The organism is Streptomyces sp. NPDC091416 (assembly GCF_044756845.1).
Taxonomy (GTDB): domain Bacteria; phylum Actinomycetota; class Actinomycetes; order Streptomycetales; family Streptomycetaceae; genus Streptomyces.
This window is the reverse complement of record NZ_JBIVTU010000013.1, coordinates 68,500-94,126: the sequence shown is the minus strand read 5'-3', so window position 1 is coordinate 94,126 and position 25,627 is coordinate 68,500. Positions and strand designations below refer to the sequence as shown.

Genomic DNA, 25,627 nt, shown 5'->3' with positions numbered 1-25,627 from the left:
CACGCCATGACCGCATCGCCCCCGACCTGGTCCGCCCTCGCCGGCAAACGCATTCTCGACCTCTCCCGCCTGCTCCCCGGCCCGTACGCCACCTCGCTCCTCGCCGACCTCGGCGCCGACGTGATCAAGATCGAGAGCCCGGCCGGGGGCGACCCGCTCCGTGTCGCCCCCGCACTGTTCGACGCCCTCAACCGGAACAAGCGCTCCGTCGCACTCGACCTGCGCACCGAGAGCGGCCGGGACGCGTTCCTGCGCCTGGCCCGCACCGCCGACGCCGTCGTCGAGAGCCACCGCCCGGGCGTCCTCGACAGCCTCGGCCTCGGATTCGACTCCCTGCACGCGGTCAACCCGCGCCTGGTCCTGTGCTCCCTCACCGGCTACGGCCAGAGCGGCCCGTACGCCGACAAACCCGGCCACGAGCTCAACTTCCTCGGCCTGTCCGGCTTCTTCGGTGTACCAGGAGACCTCAGCGGTGAGATCATTCGTCCCGGGGTACGCGTCGGCGACATGGTTGGCGCCATGCACGCCGCTCTCGCCCTCACGGCCGCCCTCGCCGGCGACGAGGGCCAGCACATCGACGTCTCCCTGAGCGACTCGATCACCGCATGGTGCTCCCTGTTCGCCTTCCAGCAGCTCGACACCGAGGACCCGCTCACCGCTGGGCTGGTCCAGGGCGACAACGCCCTGTTCACCACCGCCGACGGCCGCACCCTCTCGCTGGCCACCTTCGAGGACAAGTTCTGGCGCGAACTGCGCACCGAGTTCGGACCGCTGTTCCCCGAGCTGGACACAGACGCCTACGACCGCCGTGCGGTCCGCACGGCGGCGAAGGACGAGGTCAATGCGCTGCTCACCAAAGTGTTTGCCGCACGCGACTACGACTGGTGGCAAGAGCGCCTGACGGCGATCGGAGCACCCTGGGCGCCGGTCGTCACCCACCCCACCGAGCTCCTGGCCGACCCACACGCCGTCGCCCGCGAACTCTTCACCCAACCCGGCGGGCCCGACACGCCACCCCAGGCCCGCTTCCCTGTCACCTTCGGCGCCGGCCTCGACACCTTCCGCGCCCCGGCCCCCGCACTCGGCGAACACACGCGGGAACTCATCACTGAATAGCGCCGACTGCAGCGCGCACCCAAGAGGGCCGCGACACCCATACCCGTCGACGGGGTCGCGAGGTTGGAGGTACTGGAGACCTGGGGTGGCACGCTGAGCTGAGCCTTCATCCATCCGTGCGTCAGCGCTGCGCACGTATCGCCCGCAGCGCCCGCAACCCACATGGTTGATTCTCGCCGAATTTTCCGCACGGGGCTCTGACCTGCGGTTTCTTGCACGTGCTTCTGTTGTACATGTTTCGCGATGACCCATCATGTTGAGTGCGTCGCGATCCTTGAGCCTGCCGCAAAGGGCGCCTGACCTGCGGTTTTGCCGCGTGTGCATTATGTGCGCTGTGGGCGTTACGGGCGATATCTTGACGCATGAGCGACGCACGTGACGCACGTCTGACGCACGTCTGACGCACGTCGGCCCCAAAACGTGACAGGTCGTCAGACGCGTGAAAGCCGCCTCCGAGCCCGGATGGCTTCGGGCACGGAGGCGGCTTTCGCGTACTGACAGAGAGCCGCGGGGCGGACTTGGGCAGGCGCCCTCGCCCTGCACCTGGGAATGCCACACTCATCCAATGGCTGAAGGCGACACGGATTTCTTCCCCGGCGGCGGCCCCACCAGCAGGATCGCCGTCTCCCCCATCGTCAGAACCCTGCAGGCTATTCGTGGTCGGTAGGCGTGGCGTATCTGCGTACCTGGAAAGGGCCGCACAGCGCCAGATCGAGCGCGACAGCTTGAACGACCTGATCGCCGAGTTCGACCAGGCCAACGGCCCGGCCGATCCCGAGGTCGTGGCTGTCAAGCGAGCCAAGATCACCGGGAATGCCCCCTTAACCGAGACCAGGGCAGCCGCGTGACCGGCGCCCTCGGAAATAACCCTGCGGTCCGCGACGTTGCCGTCTGGCATCGTGGTCGTGAAGGGGGAGTGGTGGGGCTGAAGCTGTTCAACACGAAAGGTGGCCTAATCGAGGTAATGCCGCATCTTGCTGAGGTTGAGGCAGAGGTGCAGGCCCTCATCGAGGCGCACATGGACACGATGCTGGGCGTGCGGTTCCTGGCGAGCGAGTACGTCATCGACTGCGTGGATGGCGGACGCATCGATTCGCTGGGGCTCGATGAGAACGGTGCACCCGTCATTGTTGAGTACAAGCGGGGCACTGACGTAGGGGTGATCAACCAGGGCCTCTACTACATGGCGTGGCTCATGGTCCACAAGGACGCTTTCCGGAGCCTGGTCCGCGACCGATTCGGGGCCGCGGCCGCCTCCCAGGTCCTGTGGAGCGCGCCACGGCTGATCTGCGTCGCCGGCGACTTCACCCGCTACGACGCACATGCGGTGCGCGAGCACCGGCGCAGCATCGACCTGGTCCGCTACCGGTACTTCGGCGACGCCCACATCGGCCTGGAGACGGTGGCTTCTGTCACCGGGCAGGCGGCGGTTTCCAGACGGTCTCGCCGGCGCGCGGCCAGGCTGCCGCTGACCCGGAAGCAGGATGGGGCAATGGCGGAGCTGGCCGAGGCGGTCGACGGGGCGCTGCTTGGACTCGGGGGCGGCGTCACCCGGATCCAGCGCAAGCAGTACGCGGCCTACCAGCGGCTGCGGAACTTTGCGTGCCTCATCCCGCCGCAGCAGACCAAGCTCCTCGTCTACCTCAAGGCCGACCCGAAGGAGGTCGACCTCGTTCCAGGTTTCACCCGGGACGTGACGGGGCTTGGCCACCATGGCACGGGTGATTTGGAGTTGCAGCTGCGTTCGGAGCGGGATCTGGAGCGTGCCCAGGATCTGTTCCGCCTCAGCTACGCCGCGGCATAGCGGTCCGGCGTTCGGCGCAGTCGTGCGTCGCCGGGATCCGGCGTTGTGGGGTGCTGTCGTGGTGTTGCCTTTCGACACGACGGATGGAGAGTGGCGGTGGAGCTATAAGTATTCGGCGGATCCCCGGTTTCGGTAACCGGGGATCCGCCGCTATATTGCCGTGCTCCTGTTGCCGGACTGGTTGCGGGCGACGGCGGTATCAACTTGCCTGCCAACGCGTCAGGTGTTGGCAGGGTCCGGCACCGCGATGGGCGCTTCTGGTTCTTCGCTACTACGCCGGTAGTAGGGGTGGTCGGTATCGATCTGTTTCGCCAATCGGGAGGGCGAGGGTTCGGTTTGTCGGCCGTCCCAGCTGACACCCTGATTGATGAGGACGATGCCTCCCTTACCGATCAGAGGGCGGTTCGTGAGTTGATGTCTATTTCCGGGTGAGGCTGGGGCAGGGCCGCTGGTCAGGGTGTTCGGTCGGCTACTGCTTCCTGGTGAAGCTGCCGGCGTCGATCTCGGTGAGGACATCGAGCTTGACCAGGCGTTTCAGCTTGGCGCGGGTGCCCTCGATGTTCTTCGGCAGCAGTTCGTGGTCGAGGGCTTCGCAGACATCGCGGGCCCGGAGGGGGCCGGTGGCCTCATTGAAGACGGCGAGGATGCGGGGGTAGTCCGGGTGCTCGGGCAGGTCGGACGAGCCGGTCTGGGCGGGGAGCCGTTCGCCCAGGGCGGTGACGGTCTTCCAGGTGATGGCCAGGTGCTCGAGGTGGGTCTCGGTCTCTTGGAGCCGGGCCTGCAGTTCCGTGATCTGCGTGCGGAGGTCGTCGGCCAGGGCCCGGGCGGCGTTCTCCTGGATGCCGAGCGCGTCGAACAGGGGCTGGATGTTCACGCGGTCACCGCCTGCGGGGCGCGCCAGGTGGGAGTGTTCATGCCGGTGAGCCGGCGGGCCATGACCTGGGTCATCGCCCAGTAGACTCGGGACGCGGAGGAGGCCGGACGGTGCTCGTAGTCGCGGACCAGACGCCGGTGCGATATCAGGATCCCGTAGGTCTGCTCGACCCTCCACCGCTTCGGCTGCGGGACGAACCCCCGGTCCTGCGGGTTGCGTTCGACGATCTCCACGTCGATCCCGAGCGAGGCACCGTGGGCGACCACGGCGTTCTTGAAGCCCTGATCGACCAGAGCCTTCTCGACGGTGCCTCCGGTGTTCTCGGCAACCTGGTCCAGCAGGGCGATGCCCGCGGCGTTGTCGTGCGTGTTCGCGGCGAGGACGACAGCGGCGATGACCAGCCCGAGCACGTCGACGGCCAGTCCCCGCTTGCGGCCCGGCACCTTCTTGGCCGGGTCCCGGCCGGTCGTGGAGGCGGGGACCCCGGCGGATGCGTGGACACTCTGCGTGTCCAGCACCACCAGGGTCGGGTCCTCTAATCGACGGGCCCGTTCACGGACCTGGCAGCGCAGGAGTTCATGGATGACCTGGTCAGTCCCGTCGTCCCGCCAGGCGGCGAAGTAGTAGTACGTCGCGCTCTTCGGCGGAAGATCGTGCGGCAGGTAGGCCCACTGGCAGCCCGTCCGGCCCTGATAGAGGATCGAGTTCACGATCTCCCGCATCGCGTAGGCGCCCTGGTGGCCGCTGACCGAGCGGTGCCGGTCCTTCCATGCGGTGATCACCGGCTCGATCAGAGCCCACTGCCCATCCGATAAGTCACTTGGGTACGGCTTACGTTCACTCACCCCGTCACCTCAACAGACCACCGGCTACGGACCAGCGGATTCCGCCCGCACCCACACCATCAGGCGACGACAGAAGCACTCAAAGAGTCACGAACCGCCCTCTAAGAGCGACGACGGCTCCAGGGTGGAGCGGATCTACGACAGCTCCGACAACAACTCCGGCGACGATGACTTCGAGTACTGGAAGGTCACCACGCAGGACGGGACCCAGTACTGGTTCGGCAAGAACCAGCTGCCCGGCTGGACGTCCGGCAAGGCCGAGACGAACTCCGTGTTCACCGTCCCCGTTTACGGCAACCACACGGGTGAGCCCGGCCACGGTACGGACTTCGCGTCCTCAGCCGAGACGCAGGGCTGGCGCTGGAACCTCGACTATGTCGTGGACCCGCACGGCAACGCGATGGCCATGTACTACACCAAGGAAGCCGGCTACTACGCGCAGAACAGCAAAACCGACGCTCCCAAGCCCTACACCCGCGGCGGGTACCTCACCAAGATCGACTACGGGCTGCGCGCCGGTGCTGTTTACAGCACAGCCAACCCGGCCGCACGGATCACCTTCGCGTCGACGGACCGCTGCCTGACCGACTGCAGCTTTGACGCGGACCACGCCACCAACTGGCCCGACACCCCTGTCGACCTGGACTGTGCCTCCACCGGCACGTGCCTGCAGTCTGGTCCGTCGTTCTGGACCAAGAAGCGCCTGACCGCGATCAAAACCTACGCGCTGCTCGGCACCACCATGACCGCGGTGGACACCTGGGCCCTGACCCAGTCGTTCCCCAACACGGGGGACACCTCCTCACCCGCGCTCTGGCTGGACTCCATCCAGCGCACCGCGCAGGCCGGCGCCCTTGCTGATGTCCTCCTGCCGAAGACAACCTTCACCGGCGAAACGCGTGCCAACCGGGTGGACGCTGCAGAGGGCCGCCCGCCGCTGTTCAAGCGCCGCCTGACGCAGATAACCAACGAGACCGGTGGCCAGACCCTGGTCACCTACAGCCCCGCCGAATGCACCCCCACCACCCTGCCCACAGCCGACACCAACACCAAGCGCTGCTACCCCGCATGGTGGACACCTGAGGGCGCGGTCGACCCGGTCAAGGACTGGTGGCACAAGTACGTGGTGACCCAGGTGGTCGAGGACGACACCACCTTCGGCACCGGCTCCGGCTCCAAGGTCACCACCTATGAGTACGCGAACGGTCCTAACTGGCGCCGTGACACGGGCGAGTTCAGCCTGGACAAGCAGCGCACCTGGTCCGACTTCCGCGGCTACGGCACCGTGCGTACCTACGTCGGCACCACTAACCGCACCAAGAGCGAGAGCACGTACTTCCTGGGCATGGCCGGCGACACCCTCGCCAACGGCTCCGCCCGCTCCGTCGCGAAGATCAACGGCGTCACCGACCGGGAGGACTTCTCCGGACGGGTCGCTCAGTCGCGTACCTATGACAAGGATGGCACTGGCGGCAAGATCGTCGCCAAGACCACCTACACCCCGTGGGAGTCCGCAGCCACCGCCACCCAGGCGGTGACCGGGATTACCGACCCGGACAAGCCCGGCGTCGCGGGCCCGAGCCTGCCGGCGAAGACCGCGCGCTTCTCCGGCACCGTGACCGAGGCGGCCGCAACGCTGCTGGACGACGGGACCAACTGGCGGACCCTGACCACCAACCGCACCTACGACGCCACCTACGGGCTGCTGCTCTCCGAGAGCGACGACGGGGCCGGTCAGGCCGAGACGAAGTGCACCCGCACCTCCTACGTGACCCCGAACACCGCCGACTGGCTGATCAGCTACCCCGAGACCGTCACCACGACGAAACACAGCCCATGCAACCTGGGCTATCTCAACACAGCCGTCCTCACCTCCACCCGTACCTACTACGACAGCCAGGCCCTGGGCGTCGCACCGAAGGCTGGCCAGGTCAACATCACCAAGACCGAGCAGGTCGGGAAGCGCGACGCCAGCGACAACCTGGTGTGGGAAACCACCCTTCAGTCGGCCACGTTCGATGCCTACGGCCGCCCGCTCACAGCCAAGGGCCAGGACGGCCAAACCACCACCACCGCCTACAACCCCCCCACCGGGGCACAGCCCACAAAGATCACCGTCACTGACGCCAAGAGCTACTCCACCAGCACCGACCTCGACGGGCTGCGCGGACTCACGCTGAAGACGACGGACGCCAACGGACGCACTGCCAGCAGCCAGTACGACGCCGTCGGGCGCCTGATCAAGGGCTGGCGCACCGGGCGGGACACCACAACCACGCCGAACGCCGCCTTTACCTACACCCTTTCTTCCACCGCCCCCTCCACGGTCACCAGCAAGACCCTGTACGAGGACGGCACCCTCGGCACCAGCATCACCCTGGTCGACTCCCTCCTGCGGACGCGCCAGACCCAGTCCGACGCGATCGGCGTGATCGGCCGGGTGATCACCGACACCTTCTACGACGACCACGGCCGCGCCTACCGCTCCAACGCCGCCTATTACAACAACAAGCCTGCCGCCACCACACCGTTCGTAGTGACAGACAACCAGGTTCCGGCGGCCAGCCTCCTCCAGTACGACAGCCGCGGCCGCACCACGGCATCGATCCAGCTCGCTCTCAATGTGGAGAAGTGGCGCACCACCACCAGCTACGGCGACTCCTGGACCGCCACCGTGCCACCCGCAGGGGGCGTCGCCACTCTGGACATCAACGATGTCCGCGGCCGACTGGCCGAGCATCGCGAGTACAAGGACCGCAACCCCGTCGTCAGCGCCGCGGCCACCCAGTACGAGAAGACCACCCGCAGTTACGACACGGCTGGCCAGCTCGCCAAAGTGACCGAACCGTCGGGCCGTAACTCCTGGACCTACGCCTACGACCTGCGCGGCCGCCAGACCACGACCACCGATCCGGACAAGGGCACCACCACCCTCGCCTACGGCACCGATGGCCGCCTCCAGACATCCACCGATGCCCGTGGCACCACCGTGGCCACCACGTACGACGTCCTGGGCCGCAAGACCAGCCTGCGCAAGGACTCCGTCACCGGCACCAAACTGGCCGAATGGGCATACGACACCGCACCGGCCGGCAAGGGCCTGCCGGCCGGCTCGACCCGCTACGACTCAAGCATCACGGCGGGCGCTGCCTACTCCACAGCGGTCACCGGCTACGACAGCTCCGGGCAGTCCACCGGCACCAAAGTCACGATCCCGTCAGTGACCGGCGAGGAGAAGCTCGCCGGCACCTACACCATCGCCACCACCGCCACCCCGGCCAATGGCCTCGCAGCCACAGCCGCCTACAGCACCGGCAACACCAACGCCACCACCGCACTCCCCGCGGAGACCGTCACCAGCCACTACGGCTCCCAGGACCAGCTCGCGATCGTCGACGGCACCCTGTCCCAGGTCTATCTCCGCGGCGCCTCCTACACACCCTTCGGTGAACTCGGCCAGGCGGAACTGGGCAACAGCGGCTCCCGGGTATTCCAGACCAACAGCTACGACACCGTCACCGGCCAGCTGACCAAGTCCATCATCGACCGGGAGGCCACCGGGCCGATCACGCTGTCCAACACCCAGTACACCTACGACCCGGCCGGCAACGTCACCCGCATCCGCGACGACCAGAACGACGGCACCATCGCCGACGACCAGTGCTTCACCTACGACTGGGCCCGCCGGATGACCGAGGCATGGACCACCGCAGACGCCTGCGTCACCAAGCCGGCCAACGGCACCCCCTCACTCGGCACCGTAGACCCGTACTGGACCAGCTGGAGCTTCACCGACACCGGACAACGCGCCAAGGAGACCCAGCACAAGGCCGGCCCGGTCACCGCGGACACCACCCGCACCTACACCTACCCCACCACCACCGGCGCCGCCCAGGCCCACGGCCTGCGCTCAGTGACCGCCACCGGCGGAGCCACCGGCACCGACAACTACACCTACGACGCCACCGGCAACCTCAAGACCAAAACCCCCGCCGGCGGCGCCACCCAGACCCTGGCCTGGAACGACGAAGGCAAACTCGCCACCTCCACCATCTCCAGCGCCACCACCAGCTTCCTCTACGACACCGAGGGCACCCGCCTCCTGCGCCGCGACCCCACCGCGACCACCCTCTACCTGCCCGGCGGACAAGAACTCGTCCTGACCAAAGCCGCCGGAACTCTGGCCGGCACCCGCTACTACACCGTCCCCGGCGGCTCCGCGGTACGCACCAGCAGCGATGGCAAAGTCCGCATCCTCGTCGCCGACCACCACGGAACCAACCAACTCTCCATCAGCGCCACCACACTGACCACCAACCGCCGCAAGAGCCTCCCCTACGGAGGCCCCCGCGGCACCGCACCCGCCTTCTGGCCCGGCCAGAAAGGCTTCGTCGGCGGAGACATCGACCCCACCACCAACCTCACCCACGTCGGCGCCCGCGAATACGACCCAAACATCGGCCAATTCATCAGCGTCGACCCCCTCCTCGAACTCGACAAACCCCAAACAATCAACGGCTACGCCTACGCGGCCAACAGCCCCGTCACCAGCTCAGACCCCAGCGGCCTAGGAACGGCCTGTGGAAGCGGCTTCGATCTCGCCTGCCCCGACAACGGGTTGCAGGGACACAGCGGCCAGCCCATTACCAAGGAAACCGGCGGCACAGGGGGAGGCACCACTGGTACTGCATCTGGGAGCAGCGGAGACTCCGGGGACTCCGGGGACGACTGCAGCTTCTGGTCGAAGTGTGGACTAAATAAGACCTGGGACGAAGTCAAAGCCCCCCTGGCATCCATGGCCGCAGAATTCACTGCCGGCGCGATCTGCTACACCACCACCATCAGCAGCGCCCCCATAACGGGAGGCGCGAGCCTCATTGGAACTGCGGGATGCGCAGCGGTAGCCGGCGCCGCCGGTGCACTCGCCTACAACTGGGTGAGCGATGACGCAGACCACAGTGCCGGTGGGCAATTCGGCGACATGGCAGAAGGAGCAGTGTGGGGAGCAGCCGGATCCGTAGTGATGGCTGGTCTCATGCCCAAGAGTCTGTACTTCTGCCACAGTTTCCTGCCCGGAACTGGCGTTCTCCTAGCCGACGGTACCCACCGGGCCATCGAAGACGTCAAGGTCGGCGACACCGTAACAACCACTGACACGACCACCGGAAAGACGGCCAAAAAGAAGGTCGTCGACACCATAACCACCGAAGACGACAAAGCCTTCACCGACATCACAATCACCACCGATGATGGTCCGGCCGGCATCATCGCCACGGACACGCACCCCTTCTGGGTCCCTGAACTCAAAGACTGGATCCGAGCCGGCGATCTTCAGGTCGGCCAATGGCTCAGGACGAGCGCAGGAACGTATGTTCAGATCACTGCGCTCAGCCACTTCACCAAGCAACAGCGCACACACGACCTCACCATCCAAGACATCCATGCATATTATGTTCTCGCGGGTGCCACGCCGGTCCTCGTTCACAACTGCGATGTAACACCTGGAGTCGTTGCCGGAAGCAGTCGTCCGGATGGGCAGACGGTCTTTGCAGGGCATGGCGGTTGGAAGCTCCGTAATGGTTGGACTAGAATCCCGGAAGGTACGTCACTTGCCACATACGGGCCAAAAGGTCATGCAATCTATGATTACACTGGGTTCCGCGTAGAATTCGGTGACGCGTCACTTGCGCCTACGAATGTTTACGGTCCGGGTGTTAGGGTGCGCAACTTGCAATTGTATCCTCCCGACGCGCGTACTACTGTTCTCCCGAAATCAACCACAGTGACCTCGCCAACGCCACTATCCAATTTGCTGAAGCCAGGGATGGGGCCATGCCACTGGGCGGCCTGTCTCGGCCGTAAGGGGCCGTAACGAAGACACTGGGCCCGGCAGTGCGCAATGAGCCCGGGGGTGCCCAGGCTTACGGTGTTAGGCGCGACAGATCGCAAAGCAGAGGAAGGCTTGCGCTACGCGAGCGTTCCGAAAGCGTGGCGAGGTGCCGCGCCTAACACCGTGCGCCCTCCAAAATCGCGGAGTGCCAAAATCTATGAAATATGGAAATTGGGCGCTCGGTAGCGCAGAGGTATCGGATCTTCTCGCGTGACTTGATCTATACGGGAACTTCGCCAATCGGGGCATCATCTGGATGATGCCGGTTCCTTCTCCAGTGGGAAGGGGCGCCGGGCCGGCCCAAATGCGGGAGCATCCGATCGCTTGCCGCGTAAGGCCTTACCGCCCACCAGGCGTTCCACTTCGGCCGAGTGCAGGTAGCAACGCCGCGATGAGAGACAGGTCGACGATCCCGCCACCAGATAGCCCTCTTAGGACCCCCAAGGGGCAAGATGACCTATTATCGAGACCTGTCTAAATATACTTATTCGGATTCTACAATTCCAGATTTGAACATTGGCTGGCTAAGTCGCTTTCGCACCTTCGCGGAAGGGGATGTCGATGCCGAAGTAATGGCTATCCTCGCATTTCAGGCAAGGATGCCGAGGAATCAGATGCGAGGAAGGCATCCATGTTACTTTTGCTCGATTCTCCAGGCTAAGGGTGCGGTCATTCCTGTCGAGATCTTTGGCGTCGGACATCGCCTCGGAAGTGCGGAAATTCATGCGTTCTCGAGAAGTGGTGATGTATTTTCAGCCCCAGACCTCATCTATCACTACATCGGTAGTCATGGTTATCGCCCGCCCAGCGAGTTCATGGAGGCCCTCATGGATGGAAATGAGGGTAAAATTAATGACTCGGTTATTCATCGCCTCCGCGAGTTGGTCGAAAATGCCCCTCGAATGGAGGACAGGGTCGATGCGGCGATCGACCTAATTCAAATTGCGCCAATGAGTTCGGTAGAGTGGTTGAGGAAACTAATCGCCCGATCAATCTGCCACCCCTATCTCAAAAGGCAGGTAGAGGCAGCCCTTCAGCTATTGTGAATAGGCGATCACGTGCGCTGTCAACATCGCCTGGTCCAACGTGAAGGCACCGCTTTACAGGCCCACTGGGTCGAGCCAGATATCGCTGGTGAGACTCGGAGGGTCGTAAATCTCGCGTATGTCACTGGTGAAGATGTAATATTGTCATACAATGCGGTTGGGTAGTCGGTAACCGTGCGCTGGTGCAGGCCATCCGGTAAAGTAATGTTGAATCTGTTTAATACTCCAGCTGTAGATCGTGATCTGGTCGCGGCGCGGCCGCCGCGCGTTGAGGGGTTTCATGCTGGAGTGGGCGTCTCGCGGGTCACTTGCTCGAGCCGGCGATGTCGATGGCGCTGGTGCCTGGCCCCGGTGAGTTCACGGCGACGCGTACGTTGAACTGACCGCGGTCGCCCACTCGGTGCACGAAGCGGGTCTGCTGCTCGACATCGCCGACTGCGATGCGCCCGTCGGACAGCAGGAGGGTGCCCTCGAAAACTGTGGTGAACTCCGGGTCCGAGTGTTGGGCCTGCGGGTCATCAGACGGCGCGAAGAGACGCACCTTGATCAGCCCTCTCTGGGGTCGAACCCGGACGGCCACGTGGGTGTCGCAACTGGCTGCAGGGGGGGGCGTCCAGAGCGAGGGGGAGTGGCACCCAGTCGGTTGCCCCGAGGTGCAGAACGGGGTGATTGACGTAGAGGTCGACGCCGGCGATCTGCATGCTGTTCCTTCTGCCCGGTATGGCTGCGGCCACCGTTGATCATCAGTGTGTGAAGACAAACGATCATGCGGTGGCCGCAGGTCACAGCGTAGACCCTGCCCGCTGGCAGGAAGAGTTCGAGGGCCTGATGGGGCGCATAGCCGGACGGTTCGCGCGGGTGGAGGCCCGGCGCCGGGCGAGACGGCTGGTGCTCGGGCTGCTGTCGGACCTGCCGCGCAAGAACTGCTGGACGATCGCCGAGTGGGCCGGGGAAGCGACACCGCATGGCATGCAGCATCTGCTGTGCCGGGCGTCCTGGGACGCCGACGCGGTTCGGGACGACGTACGAGACTATGTGGTGGAGCAGCTGCACGATGAGCGGGCAGTCCTAGTCGTCGACGAGACCGGCGACCTGAAGAAGGGCACCCACACGGTCGGGGTGCAGCGTCAATACACCGGCACTGCGGGCCGGATCGAAAACTCTCAGAGGGCGTTTAACCAGCACAAGGCCGGCCCGGTCACCGCGGACACCACCCGCACCTACACCTACCCCACCACCACCGGCGCCGCCCAGGCCCACGGCCTGCGCTCAGTGACCGCCACCGGCGGAGCCACCGGCACCGACAACTACACCTACGACGCCACCGGCAACCTCAAGACCAAAACCCCCGCCGGCGGCGCCACCCAGACCCTGGCCTGGAACGACGAAGGCAAACTCGCCACCTCCACCATCTCCAGCGCCACCACCAGCTTCCTCTACGACACCGAGGGCACCCGCCTCCTGCGCCGCGACCCCACCGCGACCACCCTCTACCTGCCCGGCGGGCAAGAACTCGTCCTGACCAAAGCCGCCGGAACCCTGGCCGGCACCCGCTACTACACCGTCCCCGGCGGCTCCGCGGTACGCACCAGCAGCGATGGCAAGGTCCGCATCCTCGTCGCCGACCACCACGGAACCAACCAACTCTCCATCAGCGCCACCACACTGACCACCAACCGCCGCAAGAGCCTCCCCTACGGAGGACCCCGCGGCACCGCACCCGCCTTCTGGCCCGGCCAGAAAGGCTTCGTCGGCGGCGACATCGATCCCACCACCAACCTCACCCACGTCGGCGCCCGCGAATACGACCCAAACATCGGCCAATTCATCAGCGTCGACCCCCTCCTTGAACTCGACAAACCCCAAACAATCAACGGCTACGCCTACGCGGCCAGCAGCCCCGTCACCAACTCAGACCCCAGCGGCCTAGGAACGGCCTGTGGAAGCGGCTTCGATCTCGCCTGCCCCGACAACGGGACGCAGGGAAGCAGCGGCCAGCCCATTACAAAGGAAACCGGCGGCACAGGGGGAGGTACCACGGGCACGTCCAGCGGTACTGCATCCGGGAGCAGCGGCGACTCTGGGGACTCCGGTGGCGACTGCAGCTTCTGGTCGAAGTGTGGACTAAGTAAGACCTGGGACGAAGTCAAAGCCCCCCTAGCAGCCATGGCCGCAGAAGTCACTGCCGGCGCGATCTGCTACACCACCACCATCGGTAGCGCCCCCATGACGGGAGGCGCGAGCCTCATTGGAACTGCGGGATGTGGAGCGGTAGCCGGCGCCGCCGGTGCACTCGCCTACAACTGGGTGAGCGATGACGCAGACCACAGTGCCGGTGGGCAATTCGGCGACATGGCAGAAGGAGCCGTGTGGGGAGCAGCTGGATCCGTCGTGGCCACCGCTCTCACCACGAAGATTCTGGGTTTCTGCCACAGCTTCCTGCCCGGAACAGGCGTTCTCCTAGCCGATGGCACCCACCGAGCTATCGAAGAGATCAAGGTCGGCGACACCGTAACAACCACTGACACGGCCACCGGAAAGACAGTCAAAAAGAAGGTCGTCGACACCATAACGACCGAAGACGACAAAGCTTTCACTGACATCACCATTGCCACCGATGATGGTCTGTCCAGCATCATCGCCACGGACACTCACCCCTTCTGGGTTCCTGAACTCAAGGAATGGATCCAAGCCGGCGAACTTCAGATCGGCCAATGGCTCAGGACAAGCGCAGGAACGCACGTCCAGATAACCGCACTTAGCCACTACACCAAGAAGCAGCGCACCCACGACCTCACCATCCAGGACATCCACGCGTACTATGTGCTTGCGGGTGCCACACCGGTCCTGGTCCACAACTGTGGTCCCAACGGTCCGGGATTTGGTCAGCCGTGCACGTGCAGCCTTGATCAGAACTTTGCGCGGCTTGGAACGAGTAAAGAAAGCACTGGACGGCTTTCCGCTCAAGCGCAAAGGGCGGAAGAGAACCAGAAGTCATTCGGGCACGGGCTTTCGGTACGAGCGGTTACCGGCCCGGTTGAAGGCGCATCCCTGGCAACTAGGGGGCAAATAGAGGACGCAGGGTTCTCGCTAATCTTTACTCCCACCCAAAGGCTACCTATGCATCACACGCTGATAATTCCGAAACCGGTAGACTCGGCGGTGCAGAAGAGATTCAACATTTTGTTTGGGCGACGCTAAGGTGAGGGAGAGCGTGGTAGAAAATCTTGATGATCTGCAGGTTCTAGTTGTCTTTGATTGGCGCGATGGGCCAATCGAAGGGATCACAAGGAGCAGGGGTGGCGGCGAATGCTGGTACTTTAAGCTGTTCGCGGAGCGTCAGGAATCTACGTCGCTGGACGACCGTCTTTTCGCCCTCTGGGCGATGTCGGATCAGGACGGTTCGATCGTGCGTGAAGAGTTTGGGGAGAATGATCAAGGCGGCCATGTTTGGCCGGCATCTGGAGGGCTTGGCTCGGTCGAGGCGCGCCGTATTGTTGATGGTCTCCTTTCGATTGCGCCGGGCTCGCCAAATCTGATCATCCGAACTCCAGATTTTGTTGAGGTATCCGGCGTGTGGAATGTGACGCGGGACTGAGGGGTAGTGGCGAAAATCGAGCGGCCCCCCGGGTCGGTTTCTGGTGGGGCCGCTCGGCAGGTCAATTTTAGACCCGGGACCTAATACTCCAGCCGGACTTCGGTGTATGTACTGGTCAAAGGCTTGAGTGTGGGGATCTTAGCGGGCCGATGCCGGGTGAGGGACGGGTTTGCCCGGCCTGTCCCGCGCACGAATGACCATGGCCCGGTGTTTCGAGTACTGGAAACACGCCGTGGCGAGTGGTTCTACGGGGCGGTGGCTGATGGATATGTGGAGTTTGGCGGGAGGACTGGCTCTCGCCAGGATGCGGCCCGTTCTTGAGGTTGGCGGGGCTTCGCGCCTTGTGGAGATCGACGGCATCGTCGCTGGCTGCAGTGCTTCGGCAGTTTCTCGACGCGAAGAGGGGATCGCTTCACTGAGGAGTTGGCGAAGTGAGATCGGGGCCCTGGAGGATTCGTCCACCCCGTCCTATTTTCAATCGACAGCTGCCGGCGTAGCGATTCTGGTGGCGTCAGAGGACTTGCCTTCAGCTGATCGCGAATGGAGGATCAGGTCAAGCGTCGGGAATTTCTGGGATTCCTGCGATGACTTGCTGCAGGCTGGCGGCGGATATTCGAGGGAAGAGTTTCGGGGAATCAGGACGACTCTGCGGGGAGTTGAGGACATGTGGCGTGAAGGAGATTTTCGCCTGTTGTCCCAGGACGGAGCCAGTCTTACGGCAGTGTACGCGGAGCGTCTCTCTAGGATTCGTGCCAGTTATCTGAAGCGCCGGGAGATCGCACGAGTTGTAGCGGAGTGTGCAGAGTGGAGCATTCCGGGCGCTTCCCTGTAATTTGAACCTGCGTTATCGGGGTCTGATGGCACTGAGACGGACCCCTCGGTGACAACAGTCCTGTCGATGAGGGCTCCGCGACGATTGACTGCAACGTCAGCGGACGACGGCTGCGGTGGGTAGTCACCGCGCCGTCGTCGGTGTCATCGAGTGCGCACGTGAATCATGGCTTCGGGGCGGGCCGGAAGGGATTCGTAGTCGTGGCCAGGCGGCGGTGCAACGTCAGCCAGCCCAGGGTGTGCTCCACGAATAACCACTTCGGCAGCGGGGCAAAGCCCCTGGTATCGGGCGCACGTTGGACGATTTCCATGTCGATGCCGAGGGTGGCGGCGCGCTCGACGAGGTGCTGGCGGTAGCCGCCGTTGACCCAGGTCTTGCGGAACCTGGGGTGGGCGGCGGCCGGAGCAATGCTCAGGACCTGTGGATCGGGGCTCGGGAGGCGCGCAAATGGCGCACCTTCCCGATTGATCGATTGATGGTCACCGAATAGGCCCGACGCGGCGAACGTCGGTCGGGAAGGTGCGCCCGCGCTGAGCGTAGTGACTGCCGATGGTTCCACCCCGAACGGGTCCCTGATTGATGAGATCGCCCGGGAGGGCGCTCGGCGGATGCTGGTCGCCGCGTTGGAGGCGGAAGTCAATAGCTATATAGCCGAGTTGCTTGACGAGCGGGGCGAGGCCGGGCGCCGCATGGTGGTGCGCAATGGATTTCACCAGCCGCGGAAGGTCACTACCGCGGCCGGGTCGGTCGAGGTCAAGGCGCCGCGCGTCAACGACACGCGTGTGGATGAGGTGACTGGCGAGCGTCGGCGGTTCTCCTTCGCGATTATGCCGTCCTGGTGCCGCAAGTCTCCGAAGATCGCAGAGGTGCTGCCGCTGCTGTATCTGCACGGTCTGTCCTCCGGCGACTTCGTGCCCGCACTCGAGCAGTTCCTGGGCTCCGTCGCCGGCCTCTCGCCCGCGACGGTGACGCGGCTGTCCGCTCAGTGGCAGGCTGATCACACCGCCTTCCAGGACCGCGACCTGTCGAGCACCGACTACGTCTACGTCTGGGCCGACGGCGTCCACATGCGGATCCGCCTGGAAGAAGCAAGGGCCGCGGTGCCGGTGTTGATGGGCGTGCGGGCGGAGGCACGAAGGAGCTGATCGCGATGATCGACGGCTACCGGGAGTCGTCCGAGGCGGGGGCCGGCTTGCTGCGCGACTGCGCACGCCGTGGCATGCGTGCCCCAGTGCTGGCCGTCGGCGACGGTGCACTCGGCTTCTGTGACGCGTTGAGTGAGGTCTTCCCCACCGCCCGCCACCAGCGGTGTTGGGTTCACAAAACAGCCAATTGCCTGGACGCCCTGCCCAAATCCGCGCAGCCCGCGACCAAGCGCGCGATCCAGGACGTCTACATCGCCGAGGACAAGGAGCACGTGGTCAAGGCGGTGATCGCCTTTGCCAAGCAGTACGGCGCGAAGTCCCCCAAGGTCGTCAAGCGGATCACGGACGACGAGGACGAGCTGCTGGCGTTCTTCGACTATCCGGCCGAGCATTGGATCCACCTGCGCATGACGAATCCCATCGAATCTAGCTTCGCCACCGTGCGGCTCCGAACGAAGGTCACCAAGGGTGCCGGGAGCCGCCAGCCCGCCGCCCTCGCGATGGTCTTCAAGCTCATCGAGTTCGCCCAGGCCGGCTGGCGAGCGGTGAACGTACCCCGCGTCGTCGCCCTGGTCCGGGCCGGCGCCCGCTTTGAGCGTGGCCACCTGGTGAAACGTCCCGAGGGGATGGCCGGATGACCGACCCGCAGCATGACTCCGAACCCGCCGAGCACCTGCGTTACGCGCACTACCTGCAGGCTCTCGACGCTGTCGCGGATGCGGAGGAGGCCGATCTCGTGGCCGCGGTGCTGCGCGACCAGGATGTGGCGATGGCGCAGGCTGCGGTGGTCCACCACTTGGACCGCCGGGCCTCCCAGCTGCTGACCGACACCGTATTCGCCGCCTGGGCCCACCGCATGGCCGCCATCATCGGGGACCGGGACTACCTCAGCCGCCGCCTGCGCGAGTGGACCCTTCTCAGGACCATCGCCATGAACGAGTCATGGGCGGCCGAGGAGCTCACCGCCGCATCCGACTGGTTCCAACGCACGGCCACGACCGCGCGGATCATTACCTCGTCCGACGCCCTCAGCTTGCTCGCGGAACGGGGACGCACCCGCCGCGTCCGCAACGCGGCAAGCCGACGGATGGAACGACCGGAGCAACCACCGAACTGACTTGATCCACAGGTATTGACTATTCCTCGTGGTGTCTGGAGGGCACGCCTCCACTCTGGGGTCGGAGTTGTGGCGCGGGGCACGAGGAGCCAGATGGCCTCTGGATAGCGGAATGGAGCCTGCGGAGGCAACTGGACGTGCCAGCCTCGTCTGGCCCGAGTGGGCGGGATGGGCTATCGACCGTGACGCTCGTTTGACGCTCTGGGTGCACTCACGCTGTGCGGGGAGCAGGAAAAGCGGCTCTGACCTGGGATTTTCCGTGGCTCACTCAGGCCGACATCTTTCCGATGACGCATCATGTGGAGTGCGTGGCGATCCTCGAACCCGCCGAAAAGGGCGCCTGACCTGCTGTTTCAGTGCGGTTGCGGCCGCTGGGCGGTCGGGCCACCCGTCGGCGCGGGTCCGGGTGCGGACGCGGCGCCTAAACTGGTCCGGCACCGGAATGCGGGCGGCCATGGGGCTGCCGCGGCGGGACAGGAGTGGACTGTGGCGGCCAGGGCCAGCGGATTCGACCAGCACGAGGACCCCTCCGACGAGGTGCTCGGCCGGGCGGCCGAGGCGTTCGGACTGCTCGCGGCCTCCGCGCGCCTGCACATCGTGTGGATCCTCGCCCAGGGCGAGAGCGATGTGACCGGCCTCGCCGAGCGGGTCGGCGGCGCGCTGCCTGCGGTCAGCCAGCACCTGTCGAAGCTGAAGCTCGCGGGGCTGGTGCGCGCGCGGCGCGAGGGGCGCCGTCACGTGTATTACGTGGATGACCCCGGCGTCGTGTCCGTCGTGAAGCTCATGATCGGCCAGCTCACCGAGCAGGAGGCCCGGCCGCTGCGCCGCCTGCACGGGGCCGGTGCCTGAGCACCTCGCGGCAGGCAGGAGGAAGGCCCGCTCCGGCCCGGTGGCCGGTGATCTGACATCCCTGCAACTGCTGCGCGCTCTCGACACCTCGCCCCGCGGGCTGACCGAGGACGACGCGGCCGTCCGCCTCGGGGTCCATGGCCCGAACACTCTGCCCGCCCACCGCACCACCTCCTGGCCGCGGCGCCTCGCGCACAGCCTGCGCGATCCGTTCACGGCGGTGCTCCTCGCCCTCGGTCTGGTCTCGGCCGCCGTCGCGTCCTGGGGAACGGCCGGGGTGATCCTCGCCCTGGTCGCCGTCAGCTGTGTCCTGCGTTCGCACGGCGAACACCGGGCCGAGGCCGCCATGGCTCATCTGCGGGATCTGGTCGCGACCACGGCGAGTGTGCAGCGGCGGGAGGGGGCGTCGGCAGCGCCCTCGGTGCGTGAGGTTCCCGTCGACGAACTCGTCCCGGGCGATGTGATCCGGCTCGGTCCCGGTGACGTGGTCCCCGCCGACGTACGGCTGCTGCGCGCGCACGGCCTGCACGTGGACCAGTCGGCGCTGACCGGCGAATCGGTCCCGGTCGGCAAGGAGGCGTCTCAGCTGCCGGACGATGAGGCCGGGTTCGGGCGCCAAGGCCTGTGCTTTCAGGGCAGTACGGTCGCCGCGGGCAGCGCCGCCGCCGTCGTGGTCGCCACCGGCGCGGACACCCGTTTCGCCGCCGCGCGCCTTCCCGCGGGGGCGCGGTCGACGAGCGCGTTCGATCGCTCGGTGCACGGCATCTCCTGGGTGCTGATCCGGTTCATGCTGCTGACCCCGCCGCTGGTGCTCATGGCGAATGCGGCGCTGCGCGGCCGGGGCCTGGAGACGCTGCCGTTCGCCGTCGCCGTCGCGGTGGGGCTGACCCCGGAGATGCTCCCGGTCGTCGTCACCACATGTCTGGCCCGAGGCGCCGCCCGGCTCGCCCGCACCCGTGCGGTGATCGTGCGACGGCTGCCGGCGCTGCACGACCTCGGTGCGATGGACGTGCTGTGCCTGGACAAGACCGGCACGCTCACCCAGGACCGGCCGCAGGTGGCCGGGGCCGTCGACGCCGAGGGCCGACCGGCGCCCGTGGCCCTGCGGTGGGCGGCGGTGAACGCCTGGTGGACGCTCCAGCTCGCCGATCTGCCCGCTCCTGACACCCTCGACGAGGCGCTCCTGGACGGTGACGCCTTCGACGTGGAGGAGGCGATGGCGTACGACCCGGTGGACGTGCTGCCCTTCGATCCCCTACGGCGGCTGTCCACGGCTGTTGTCCGCACCCCGGGCGCGCTCGGCCGGCACACCCTGGTAGTCAAGGGAGCCGTCGAAGCGGTGCTGGAGCGGTGCGCGCTGGACGAGGACGAGCGGGCCCGGCTGCACGCCGCCGCGGACCGACTCGCCGCGACCGGCGTCCGGTTGCTGGCGGTGGCGACGGGGGAGCGGGCCGCCCGCACCCGCGGCTACACCCCGGCCGACGAGCGCGGGCTGGTCTTCGAGGGGTTCGTCACCTTCCGCGACGCCCTCGTCCCCAGCGCCGAGGACGCACTGGCCCGTCTCGCCGAGCGCGGTGTCACTGTCAAAGTCCTCACCGGGGACCACCCGGCCACCGCCGCGCGGGCCTGCCGCGACCTGGGCCTCGACGCGGGCGACGTGGCCGACGCGAGCACCCTCGACGGCCTGGACGAGCACCGGCTGGCCGAGCTCGCCGCCACCACCACGGTGTTCGCCCGCTGTACCCCCGAACACAAGGCCCGCATCCTCACGTCGCTGCGCTCCGGCGGCGCCGTGGCCGGATTCCTCGGCGACGGCGTCAACGACCTCTCGGCCCTGCGCGCTGCCGATGTCGGGATCTGCCCGCTGGGCGGCGTCGACGTGGCCCGCGAGAGCGCGGACGTGGTCCTCGCCGACAAGGACCTCGCGGCCATCGACCATGCGATCGCCGCCGGGCGGCACGCCAGCGGGAACATCGCCTCGTACCTGCGCATCACGCTCTCCTCGAACCTCGGCAACGTGATCGCGATGCTCGTCGCGGGCCTGCTCCTGCCGTTCCTGCCGATGCTCCCGGCGCAGGTCCTGGTGCAGAACCTGTGCTTCGACGCGGCCCAGCTGGCCCTGGCCCACGACCGCCCGGCACGCCGCGTCCTCGCCCGTCCGGCTGTCCTGCGGCCGACGCCGTTCCTGCGCTTCATCACCGGCTTCGGCCTGCTCGGTGCGCTCGCCGACCTGGCCGCCTTCGCGGCCCTTGCGGTCACCGCGTCGGCCGTGCACGACGAAGGCGCCTTCCACTCGGGCTGGTTCACCGAGAACCTGCTCGCCCAGGCCCTGGTCATGCTCCTGCTGCGCACCGGACAGCGCCCCGCGCCTCGCCCCCTGCGCCTGGCCGCAGCCGCGCTCGCCGCCATCGGCGTGCTGCTCCCGCTCACCCCGGTGGGTGCATTGCTCGGCCTGGAGGCGCTACCGGTGGCGTACTACGCCCTGCTCGCCCTGATTCTGACCGTGTACGCAGCAGTCCTCGGGCTGCTCGTCCGGCGTCGGCGTCAGCCGTAGGAGAGGTCCGAGCAGGAGTTGGCGCCGGCCGGGCGGGGCGTCGTCGGCGAGCCCTTTGAGTACCTCGCCGGTGTCACGAGGGGATGGCCTCCAAGTTGTCGCGGGGAATGGACACCGGGGCGGCATGCTGGTGGTCGGCGTAGATGTGCGGCAGGAAGGTGGTGTCCGAGCGGCCGATGTGGCTCTTGTCGCCGCCCGCCCAGGTCGGCGTAGCCACCGGCGCGCGCTTCGGAACCGATGACGAGGACGTTCTCGCCCTTGGACGCGGCGGCGTCGGGCCGGTTCTTGGCGACACCGCCCGCTCCGAAGGCGTCGATGTTCCCGGTCAGGCGCAGATACAGCGCCGGCCCGCACCAGCCGTCACCAGGACGACCAAGGACAGGACGAGTACGAGCACGAGGCGCAGACGACCACGAGGACGAGTACGAGGCGCAGACGACCACGCTCGCGGCGCCGGCCGTGGGCTGCTTGCTGTTCGCGTGTCGGCGGCCACGGCGTGGCTCGGGGGCAGGGCCTTCCGCCGGCTTCGCGCGGGTGCGGCCTGCTGGTCCGAGGTCATGCGTGTGCCCTCATCCGGATCGGTCGTGCGGAGGGGGCGACCGACCCACCCTGAGGTTGTACAGTTGCGCAATATGGCAATCAAGCCGGGCGTGGCGACATCCCTGGCCAACGCCGTCGGCGCAACCGAGACGGAAAAGAGGTGGCGGGATGCTCCGCAACGGTCTGGAACCGTGGCACCTGCTCATCGTGGGCATCGTGATCATCATGCTGTTCAGTTCGAAGAAGCTGCCCGACATGGCGCGCTCGCTCGGCAAGTCGGCCCGCATCCTCAAGAGCGAGGCCAAGGCCATGAAGTCGGAAGGCTCGCAGGACGCGGGTGCACAGGACGAGGGTGCGGCCACGCACGCTTCGCCCCGACCCGAGGCCGGGGTCACGCGCTGAACACCCACTTCGGGCGAGGCCGTACCTGTCCACGAGGCAGCTAATGCCGTGGCAGGCGACGTCCGCCCCGTCGTGACGCCCGGTACGCACTCTTGCCGCACCGGCCGAAAGCCCGAGTGCGTTCCGTACGAGGACTTCCGGCCGGCGCGCCGGGAGCATGCACCGGACGCCGCCCCTCTGCGGGCAAACATTGCCCGCCGCGGCACCAGGGAGCAGCCCGGCCCCGCCCGAGCAGGCTCTCCTTGCGCATGAGCGGGCGCACCTGGCCGGCCGACACCACCGCCTGCTGCCGGCGGCCCAATTGGCAGGCTGTGTGAATCCACTTCCGCGACCTCTCCGCGCGGCCACGCGTCGGCGGGCCGCCGCCCCCACGTTCGCGGCCTTCGCCGTGGCCGGGCCCGTCCCGCGACGCGTGGCCGCGCTGCTGGGGTCTGCGCCGCCCGAGCGCGGCTGGCCCCCTGCGCTCACCTCGACCGGAGTCGCGGCGGTCGTCGCCGCCGCGGGAACAGCGATGTCCACCCTCTCGTCGCTGAACGCGGCCTTCGCGCTCTTCGTCGTACTCGAAGCGGCGACGCCGCTTCAGGGAGTGGGGGCTGAGTCACAGAACCCGACGGAAACCTGGTATCCGGCGCAGTATGCCGGCGGTCCCGAAACTGACGGGCACCGCGATCGAGGTCACGAGCGCGAAGGATTCGAGCGCCGTCAGTCCGCGGTGGGCGAAGGCGAACTGCAGGGCGACCACGATCGGCGCATGGATCACGTAGACCGCGAAGGAGTCGGCGGCAAGGGCCCGGGTGAGCCGGCTGGTCCGCCGTGCCTTTTCGCGGAAGAGAACGAGCAGGCCGGTGCACAGAGCGATGCAGAGGAAGCTGTCGAGGGCGGACCAGAGCATCGACGCGCCGTTCGAGCCGCCCGCCCCGAAGAACGAGGCATCGGCGCCGACTGTGAACACGAAGGCTGCCCCCAGGAGACCGGACGCCAGCCAGGTCCAACCGACGCGTACGGGAAGCCGGTTCAGCCAGTCGCCGCGGCGGGCGAGGATCCCGAGGGTGAAGAACGCCGCGTGTTGCGGTATCCGGGCCGGTTCGACCTGGAGGAAGCCGAGGAAAGGCACCCAGGTGTCGAGGGGATATCGCACTCGGACGAGGAACGTCACGCCCGCGAGCGCCACCGTGAGGCCGACGAGAGCGCCGTGCCCGGGCACCCAGGTGGGATGCGTGGGCGGGACGGAGGCGGCGTGCCGTGAGCCGGCCAGGCGGGCGACCTGGCGGCACAGCGCGTACAGCAGGCTGTAGGCCAGGAGGTTCTGGATGAACCAGAGGTGCCCGAACTGCAGATCGGGCCAGGACGGCCCGCTCCAGTCACCGGGCCGCTCACCCATCCCCAGATAGACCTCGGTGAAGTAGCGGGCGAACGAGATGTCCGGGTACCCGCGGTAGTGCACGTAGTACGCGTACATCAGTCCCGGTACGAGGGTGAGCGCGCCCACCGAAAGAGGCACGCCGAGCCGGAGCAGGCGACCGCCGACGAATGGCCATCCGCCGCGGCGATCGTAGGACGTGGGGACGAAGTAGGCGGCGATGAGGAAGAAGAGGCTCATGAAGAACGTGCCGTCGAGCGCGGAGAGCGTCGCCAGGGCGCCGGAGCGCGGCTCGCCCTCCACGTACCACCAGTCGGTCGGGCCGTACGCCTGGGCAGCGTGGTGGGCCACCACGAGGACGATCAGGGCGATGCGGAGATTGTCGAGCCAGTAGAGACGGGAATCCTTGGCATGCGCAGGCGCAGGCGGGGCGGAGGCGTCGTTGAGGCTTGTTTCCATGTGTTCACTATCCTCAACACATGTACACCTTCATATCAGGGATGCCCCTGAGAGGTGTAAGGGTGTCGACGTCGAGCAGGCGCCCAGACGCTAGTGCCGTGGCAGGCGACGTCCGCCCCGTCGTGACGCCCGGCACGTACGCTCGCCGCACCGGCCGAAAGCCCGAGTGCGTTCCGTACGAGGACTTCCGGCCGGGCACGCCGGGAGCATGCACCGGATGCCGCTCCTGTACGGGCAAACATTGCCCGCCACGGCACTAGCCGGCTTCGGTGATCCGATCGGCTCCGCCGCCGAAGAGCCCGTGCCGAAGCAGCTCCTGGTTGGCCGCGCTGCGCTGCGCAAGCACCTCGGGCGCGAACATTGGCCGGTCGAGGCCGGGCTGCATCACACGCTCCAGAAGGAGTGGCCCAAGAATGAGGCAGAGCATCTGGAACGGCGCCCAGGGCATTGCGCCGGGGTCTGCCTTCGGGGTGCCGCTCTCCGCTGCGAGCCGTTCGACTTCACCCTGCGCGCCACGCAGGAGGCGTGCGAAGAGGTCCGCACTCGCTTCGCTGTCCTCCAGCAGGACTTGCCGGAGGTACCCGCGAAGGATCGGATCGGCGCCGAACAGCTGGGCCGATACATCCCCGAGCGACCTCATCAGATCGCCGGATTCCGGTTCGACCTGCGCGAGCGCCTGCGCGATCCGGCCCATTACCTCCTCGTCCACGGCCGTTCGCAACCCCTCCTTGGAGCCGAAGTGCCGAGTGACGAGCGCGGGCGAAAGACCCGCCGCCGCCGCGACTGCCCGCGTTGATGTGGCTTCGAAGCCGCGCTCGGCGAAGAGTTCCAGTGCGCACCGCCGCAGCCGGGCCCTGCCGGTCAGATCCTCGGGAGTCACGTTGTCCATTCCGGGAGGCTAGCCGAGGCGTTCGGGCGACGTTCACGCACCGAGATGCAAAGGCGGCGCATACCGCCACGGGCGCGCTCTGAGCGCGGGCGGGCCGGCGGGCTTGTCGTACGGCGTGGCGGCGGTGCGTGCTCTTGAGATGGTCGCTCCCCGGACTCGACGAGTCCCGGAGCGTGTGGGCCGGCCGGGGTATCCGACGTCCGGGGTATCCGGCGTCCGGGGTGGCGGCAACACCGCCCCCGGGCGCACGGCCGTCGCGAGGCGGGTGTCACTGATCCCGCGTCCGCCGGTCATCGTCCCGTGGCGG

At 66.7% G+C, this 25,627-nt stretch carries 17 protein-coding genes and 4 pseudogenes; 14 read left to right on the top strand and 7 right to left on the bottom strand.

Annotated elements, in window-relative coordinates; genetic code table 11:
• The first annotated feature begins 6 nt into the window (after nt 1-6).
• The 3 genes from ACIQMX_RS32045 to ACIQMX_RS32035 all read left to right on the top strand — a co-directional run bounded on the left by ACIQMX_RS32045 (nt 7) and on the right by ACIQMX_RS32035 (nt 2,920).
• Nucleotides 7-1,116 (top strand): CaiB/BaiF CoA transferase family protein, encoded by a 1,110-nt coding sequence (locus ACIQMX_RS32045; RefSeq protein WP_402483359.1) that lies wholly within the window; start codon nt 7-9, stop codon nt 1,114-1,116.
• Nucleotides 1,117-1,841: 725 nt separating this feature from the next.
• The gene (locus tag ACIQMX_RS32040) at nt 1,842-1,964 is read left to right on the top strand and encodes a hypothetical protein (protein ID WP_385952573.1); all 123 of its coding nucleotides are present in this window, start codon (nt 1,842-1,844) and stop codon (nt 1,962-1,964) included.
• A gap of 68 nt (nt 1,965-2,032) precedes the next feature.
• Nucleotides 2,033-2,920 carry an endonuclease NucS domain-containing protein gene (locus tag ACIQMX_RS32035; protein ID WP_402483607.1) on the top strand — a complete coding sequence of 296 codons (888 nt, stop codon included), beginning with the start codon at nt 2,033-2,035 and terminating at the stop codon, nt 2,918-2,920.
• Between the two features lie 469 nt (nt 2,921-3,389).
• Here ACIQMX_RS32035 and ACIQMX_RS32030 read toward each other — a convergent pair whose 3' ends face one another.
• Together ACIQMX_RS32030 and ACIQMX_RS32025 are read right to left on the bottom strand one after the other, a co-directional pair.
• Nucleotides 3,390-3,794, bottom strand: coding sequence for a hypothetical protein (locus ACIQMX_RS32030; protein WP_402483356.1), 405 nt, complete (start codon nt 3,792-3,794; stop codon nt 3,390-3,392).
• Nucleotides 3,791-4,639: an IS5 family transposase gene (locus ACIQMX_RS32025; RefSeq protein WP_402483354.1), complete on the bottom strand. Its 849-nt coding sequence runs from the start codon at nt 4,637-4,639 to the stop codon at nt 3,791-3,793. The genes ACIQMX_RS32030 and ACIQMX_RS32025 overlap by 4 nt, the downstream gene beginning before the upstream one ends.
• Before the next feature lie 124 nt (nt 4,640-4,763).
• Between ACIQMX_RS32025 and ACIQMX_RS32020 the strand changes: the two genes are divergently transcribed.
• The gene (locus ACIQMX_RS32020; RefSeq protein ID WP_402483351.1) at nt 4,764-10,511 is read left to right on the top strand and encodes a putative adhesin; all 5,748 of its coding nucleotides are present in this window, start codon (nt 4,764-4,766) and stop codon (nt 10,509-10,511) included.
• A 470-nt stretch (nt 10,512-10,981) separates the two neighbouring features.
• On the top strand, nt 10,982-11,575 hold the full coding sequence (locus tag ACIQMX_RS32015) for a hypothetical protein (RefSeq protein ID WP_402483348.1): 594 nt from the start codon (nt 10,982-10,984) through the stop codon (nt 11,573-11,575).
• Between the two features lie 304 nt (nt 11,576-11,879).
• Here the strand turns inward: ACIQMX_RS32015 and ACIQMX_RS32010 are convergent, their stop codons facing one another.
• Nucleotides 11,880-12,116, bottom strand: a complete 237-nt coding sequence (locus tag ACIQMX_RS32010) for a hypothetical protein (protein ID WP_402483346.1) — start codon at nt 12,114-12,116, stop codon at nt 11,880-11,882.
• Nucleotides 12,117-12,403: 287 nt separating this feature from the next.
• On the opposite strand from ACIQMX_RS32010, the pseudogene ACIQMX_RS32005 reads away from it, so the two are divergent.
• From ACIQMX_RS32005 to ACIQMX_RS31995, 3 genes and pseudogenes are all read left to right on the top strand, one after another.
• A pseudogene (locus ACIQMX_RS32005) lies at nt 12,404-12,748 on the top strand (transposase); the annotation flags it as partial.
• 99 nt (nt 12,749-12,847) lie between these two features.
• Nucleotides 12,848-14,776 (top strand): polymorphic toxin-type HINT domain-containing protein, encoded by a 1,929-nt coding sequence (locus tag ACIQMX_RS32000; RefSeq protein WP_402483604.1) that lies wholly within the window; start codon nt 12,848-12,850, stop codon nt 14,774-14,776.
• 13 nt (nt 14,777-14,789) lie between these two features.
• The gene (locus ACIQMX_RS31995) at nt 14,790-15,173 is read left to right on the top strand and encodes a hypothetical protein (RefSeq protein ID WP_402483345.1); all 384 of its coding nucleotides are present in this window, start codon (nt 14,790-14,792) and stop codon (nt 15,171-15,173) included.
• A gap of 987 nt (nt 15,174-16,160) precedes the next feature.
• Here the strand turns inward: ACIQMX_RS31995 and ACIQMX_RS31990 are convergent.
• A pseudogene (locus ACIQMX_RS31990) lies at nt 16,161-16,405 on the bottom strand (IS5/IS1182 family transposase); the annotation flags it as partial.
• Nucleotides 16,406-16,535: 130 nt separating this feature from the next.
• Here ACIQMX_RS31990 and ACIQMX_RS31985 point away from each other — a divergent pair.
• From ACIQMX_RS31985 to mgtA, 4 genes and pseudogenes are all read left to right on the top strand, one after another.
• Nucleotides 16,536-17,788: pseudogene (locus ACIQMX_RS31985) on the top strand (IS256 family transposase).
• Nucleotides 17,785-18,267 carry a hypothetical protein gene (locus ACIQMX_RS31980; protein ID WP_402483343.1) on the top strand — a complete coding sequence of 161 codons (483 nt, stop codon included), beginning with the start codon at nt 17,785-17,787 and terminating at the stop codon, nt 18,265-18,267. Before ACIQMX_RS31985 ends, ACIQMX_RS31980 begins: the two are co-directional and overlap by 4 nt.
• 486 nt (nt 18,268-18,753) lie before the next feature.
• Nucleotides 18,754-19,116, top strand: coding sequence for an ArsR/SmtB family transcription factor (locus tag ACIQMX_RS31975; RefSeq protein WP_402483340.1), 363 nt, complete (start codon nt 18,754-18,756; stop codon nt 19,114-19,116).
• Nucleotides 19,109-21,670, top strand: coding sequence for a magnesium-translocating P-type ATPase (gene mgtA / locus ACIQMX_RS31970; RefSeq protein WP_402483337.1), 2,562 nt, complete (start codon nt 19,109-19,111; stop codon nt 21,668-21,670). The genes ACIQMX_RS31975 and mgtA overlap by 8 nt, the downstream gene beginning before the upstream one ends.
• Nucleotides 21,671-21,743: 73 nt before the next feature.
• On the opposite strand, the gene ACIQMX_RS31965 is transcribed toward mgtA, so the two are convergent.
• Nucleotides 21,744-21,887, bottom strand: coding sequence for a hypothetical protein (locus ACIQMX_RS31965; RefSeq protein WP_363076815.1), 144 nt, complete (start codon nt 21,885-21,887; stop codon nt 21,744-21,746).
• Nucleotides 21,888-22,378: 491 nt separating this feature from the next.
• On the opposite strand from ACIQMX_RS31965, the gene tatA reads away from it, so the two are divergent.
• Entirely contained in the window at nt 22,379-22,612 is a 234-nt protein-coding gene (tatA, locus tag ACIQMX_RS31960) for a Sec-independent protein translocase subunit TatA (RefSeq protein ID WP_363076813.1), read from the top strand.
• Between the two features lie 181 nt (nt 22,613-22,793).
• Nucleotides 22,794-23,192: pseudogene (locus ACIQMX_RS31955) on the top strand (M56 family peptidase); the annotation flags it as partial.
• Between the two features lie 18 nt (nt 23,193-23,210).
• Here ACIQMX_RS31955 and ACIQMX_RS31950 read toward each other — a convergent pair.
• Complete coding sequence (locus ACIQMX_RS31950) at nt 23,211-24,431, bottom strand: acyltransferase family protein (protein WP_402483334.1); 1,221 nt, start codon at nt 24,429-24,431, stop codon at nt 23,211-23,213.
• Nucleotides 24,432-24,687: 256 nt separating this feature from the next.
• Nucleotides 24,688-25,320, bottom strand: coding sequence for a helix-turn-helix domain-containing protein (locus ACIQMX_RS31945; protein WP_363076809.1), 633 nt, complete (start codon nt 25,318-25,320; stop codon nt 24,688-24,690).
• Between the last annotated feature and the right edge of the window lie 307 nt (nt 25,321-25,627).

What these genes read in the sequence shown, in the direction of transcription:
- ACIQMX_RS32045 (WP_402483359.1), top strand. Translation starts at nt 7, where the DNA reads ATGACCGCATCGCCCCCGACCTGGTCCGCCCTCGCCGGCAAACGCATT.
- ACIQMX_RS32015 (WP_402483348.1), top strand. Translation starts at nt 10,982, where the DNA reads ATGACCTATTATCGAGACCTGTCTAAATATACTTATTCGGATTCTACA.
- ACIQMX_RS31980 (WP_402483343.1), top strand. Translation starts at nt 17,785, where the DNA reads ATGACCGACCCGCAGCATGACTCCGAACCCGCCGAGCACCTGCGTTAC.
- tatA (WP_363076813.1), top strand. Translation starts at nt 22,379, where the DNA reads ATGCTCCGCAACGGTCTGGAACCGTGGCACCTGCTCATCGTGGGCATC.
- ACIQMX_RS31950 (WP_402483334.1), bottom strand. Translation starts at nt 24,431, where the DNA reads ATGGAAACAAGCCTCAACGACGCCTCCGCCCCGCCTGCGCCTGCGCAT.
- ACIQMX_RS31945 (WP_363076809.1), bottom strand. Translation starts at nt 25,320, where the DNA reads ATGGACAACGTGACTCCCGAGGATCTGACCGGCAGGGCCCGGCTGCGG.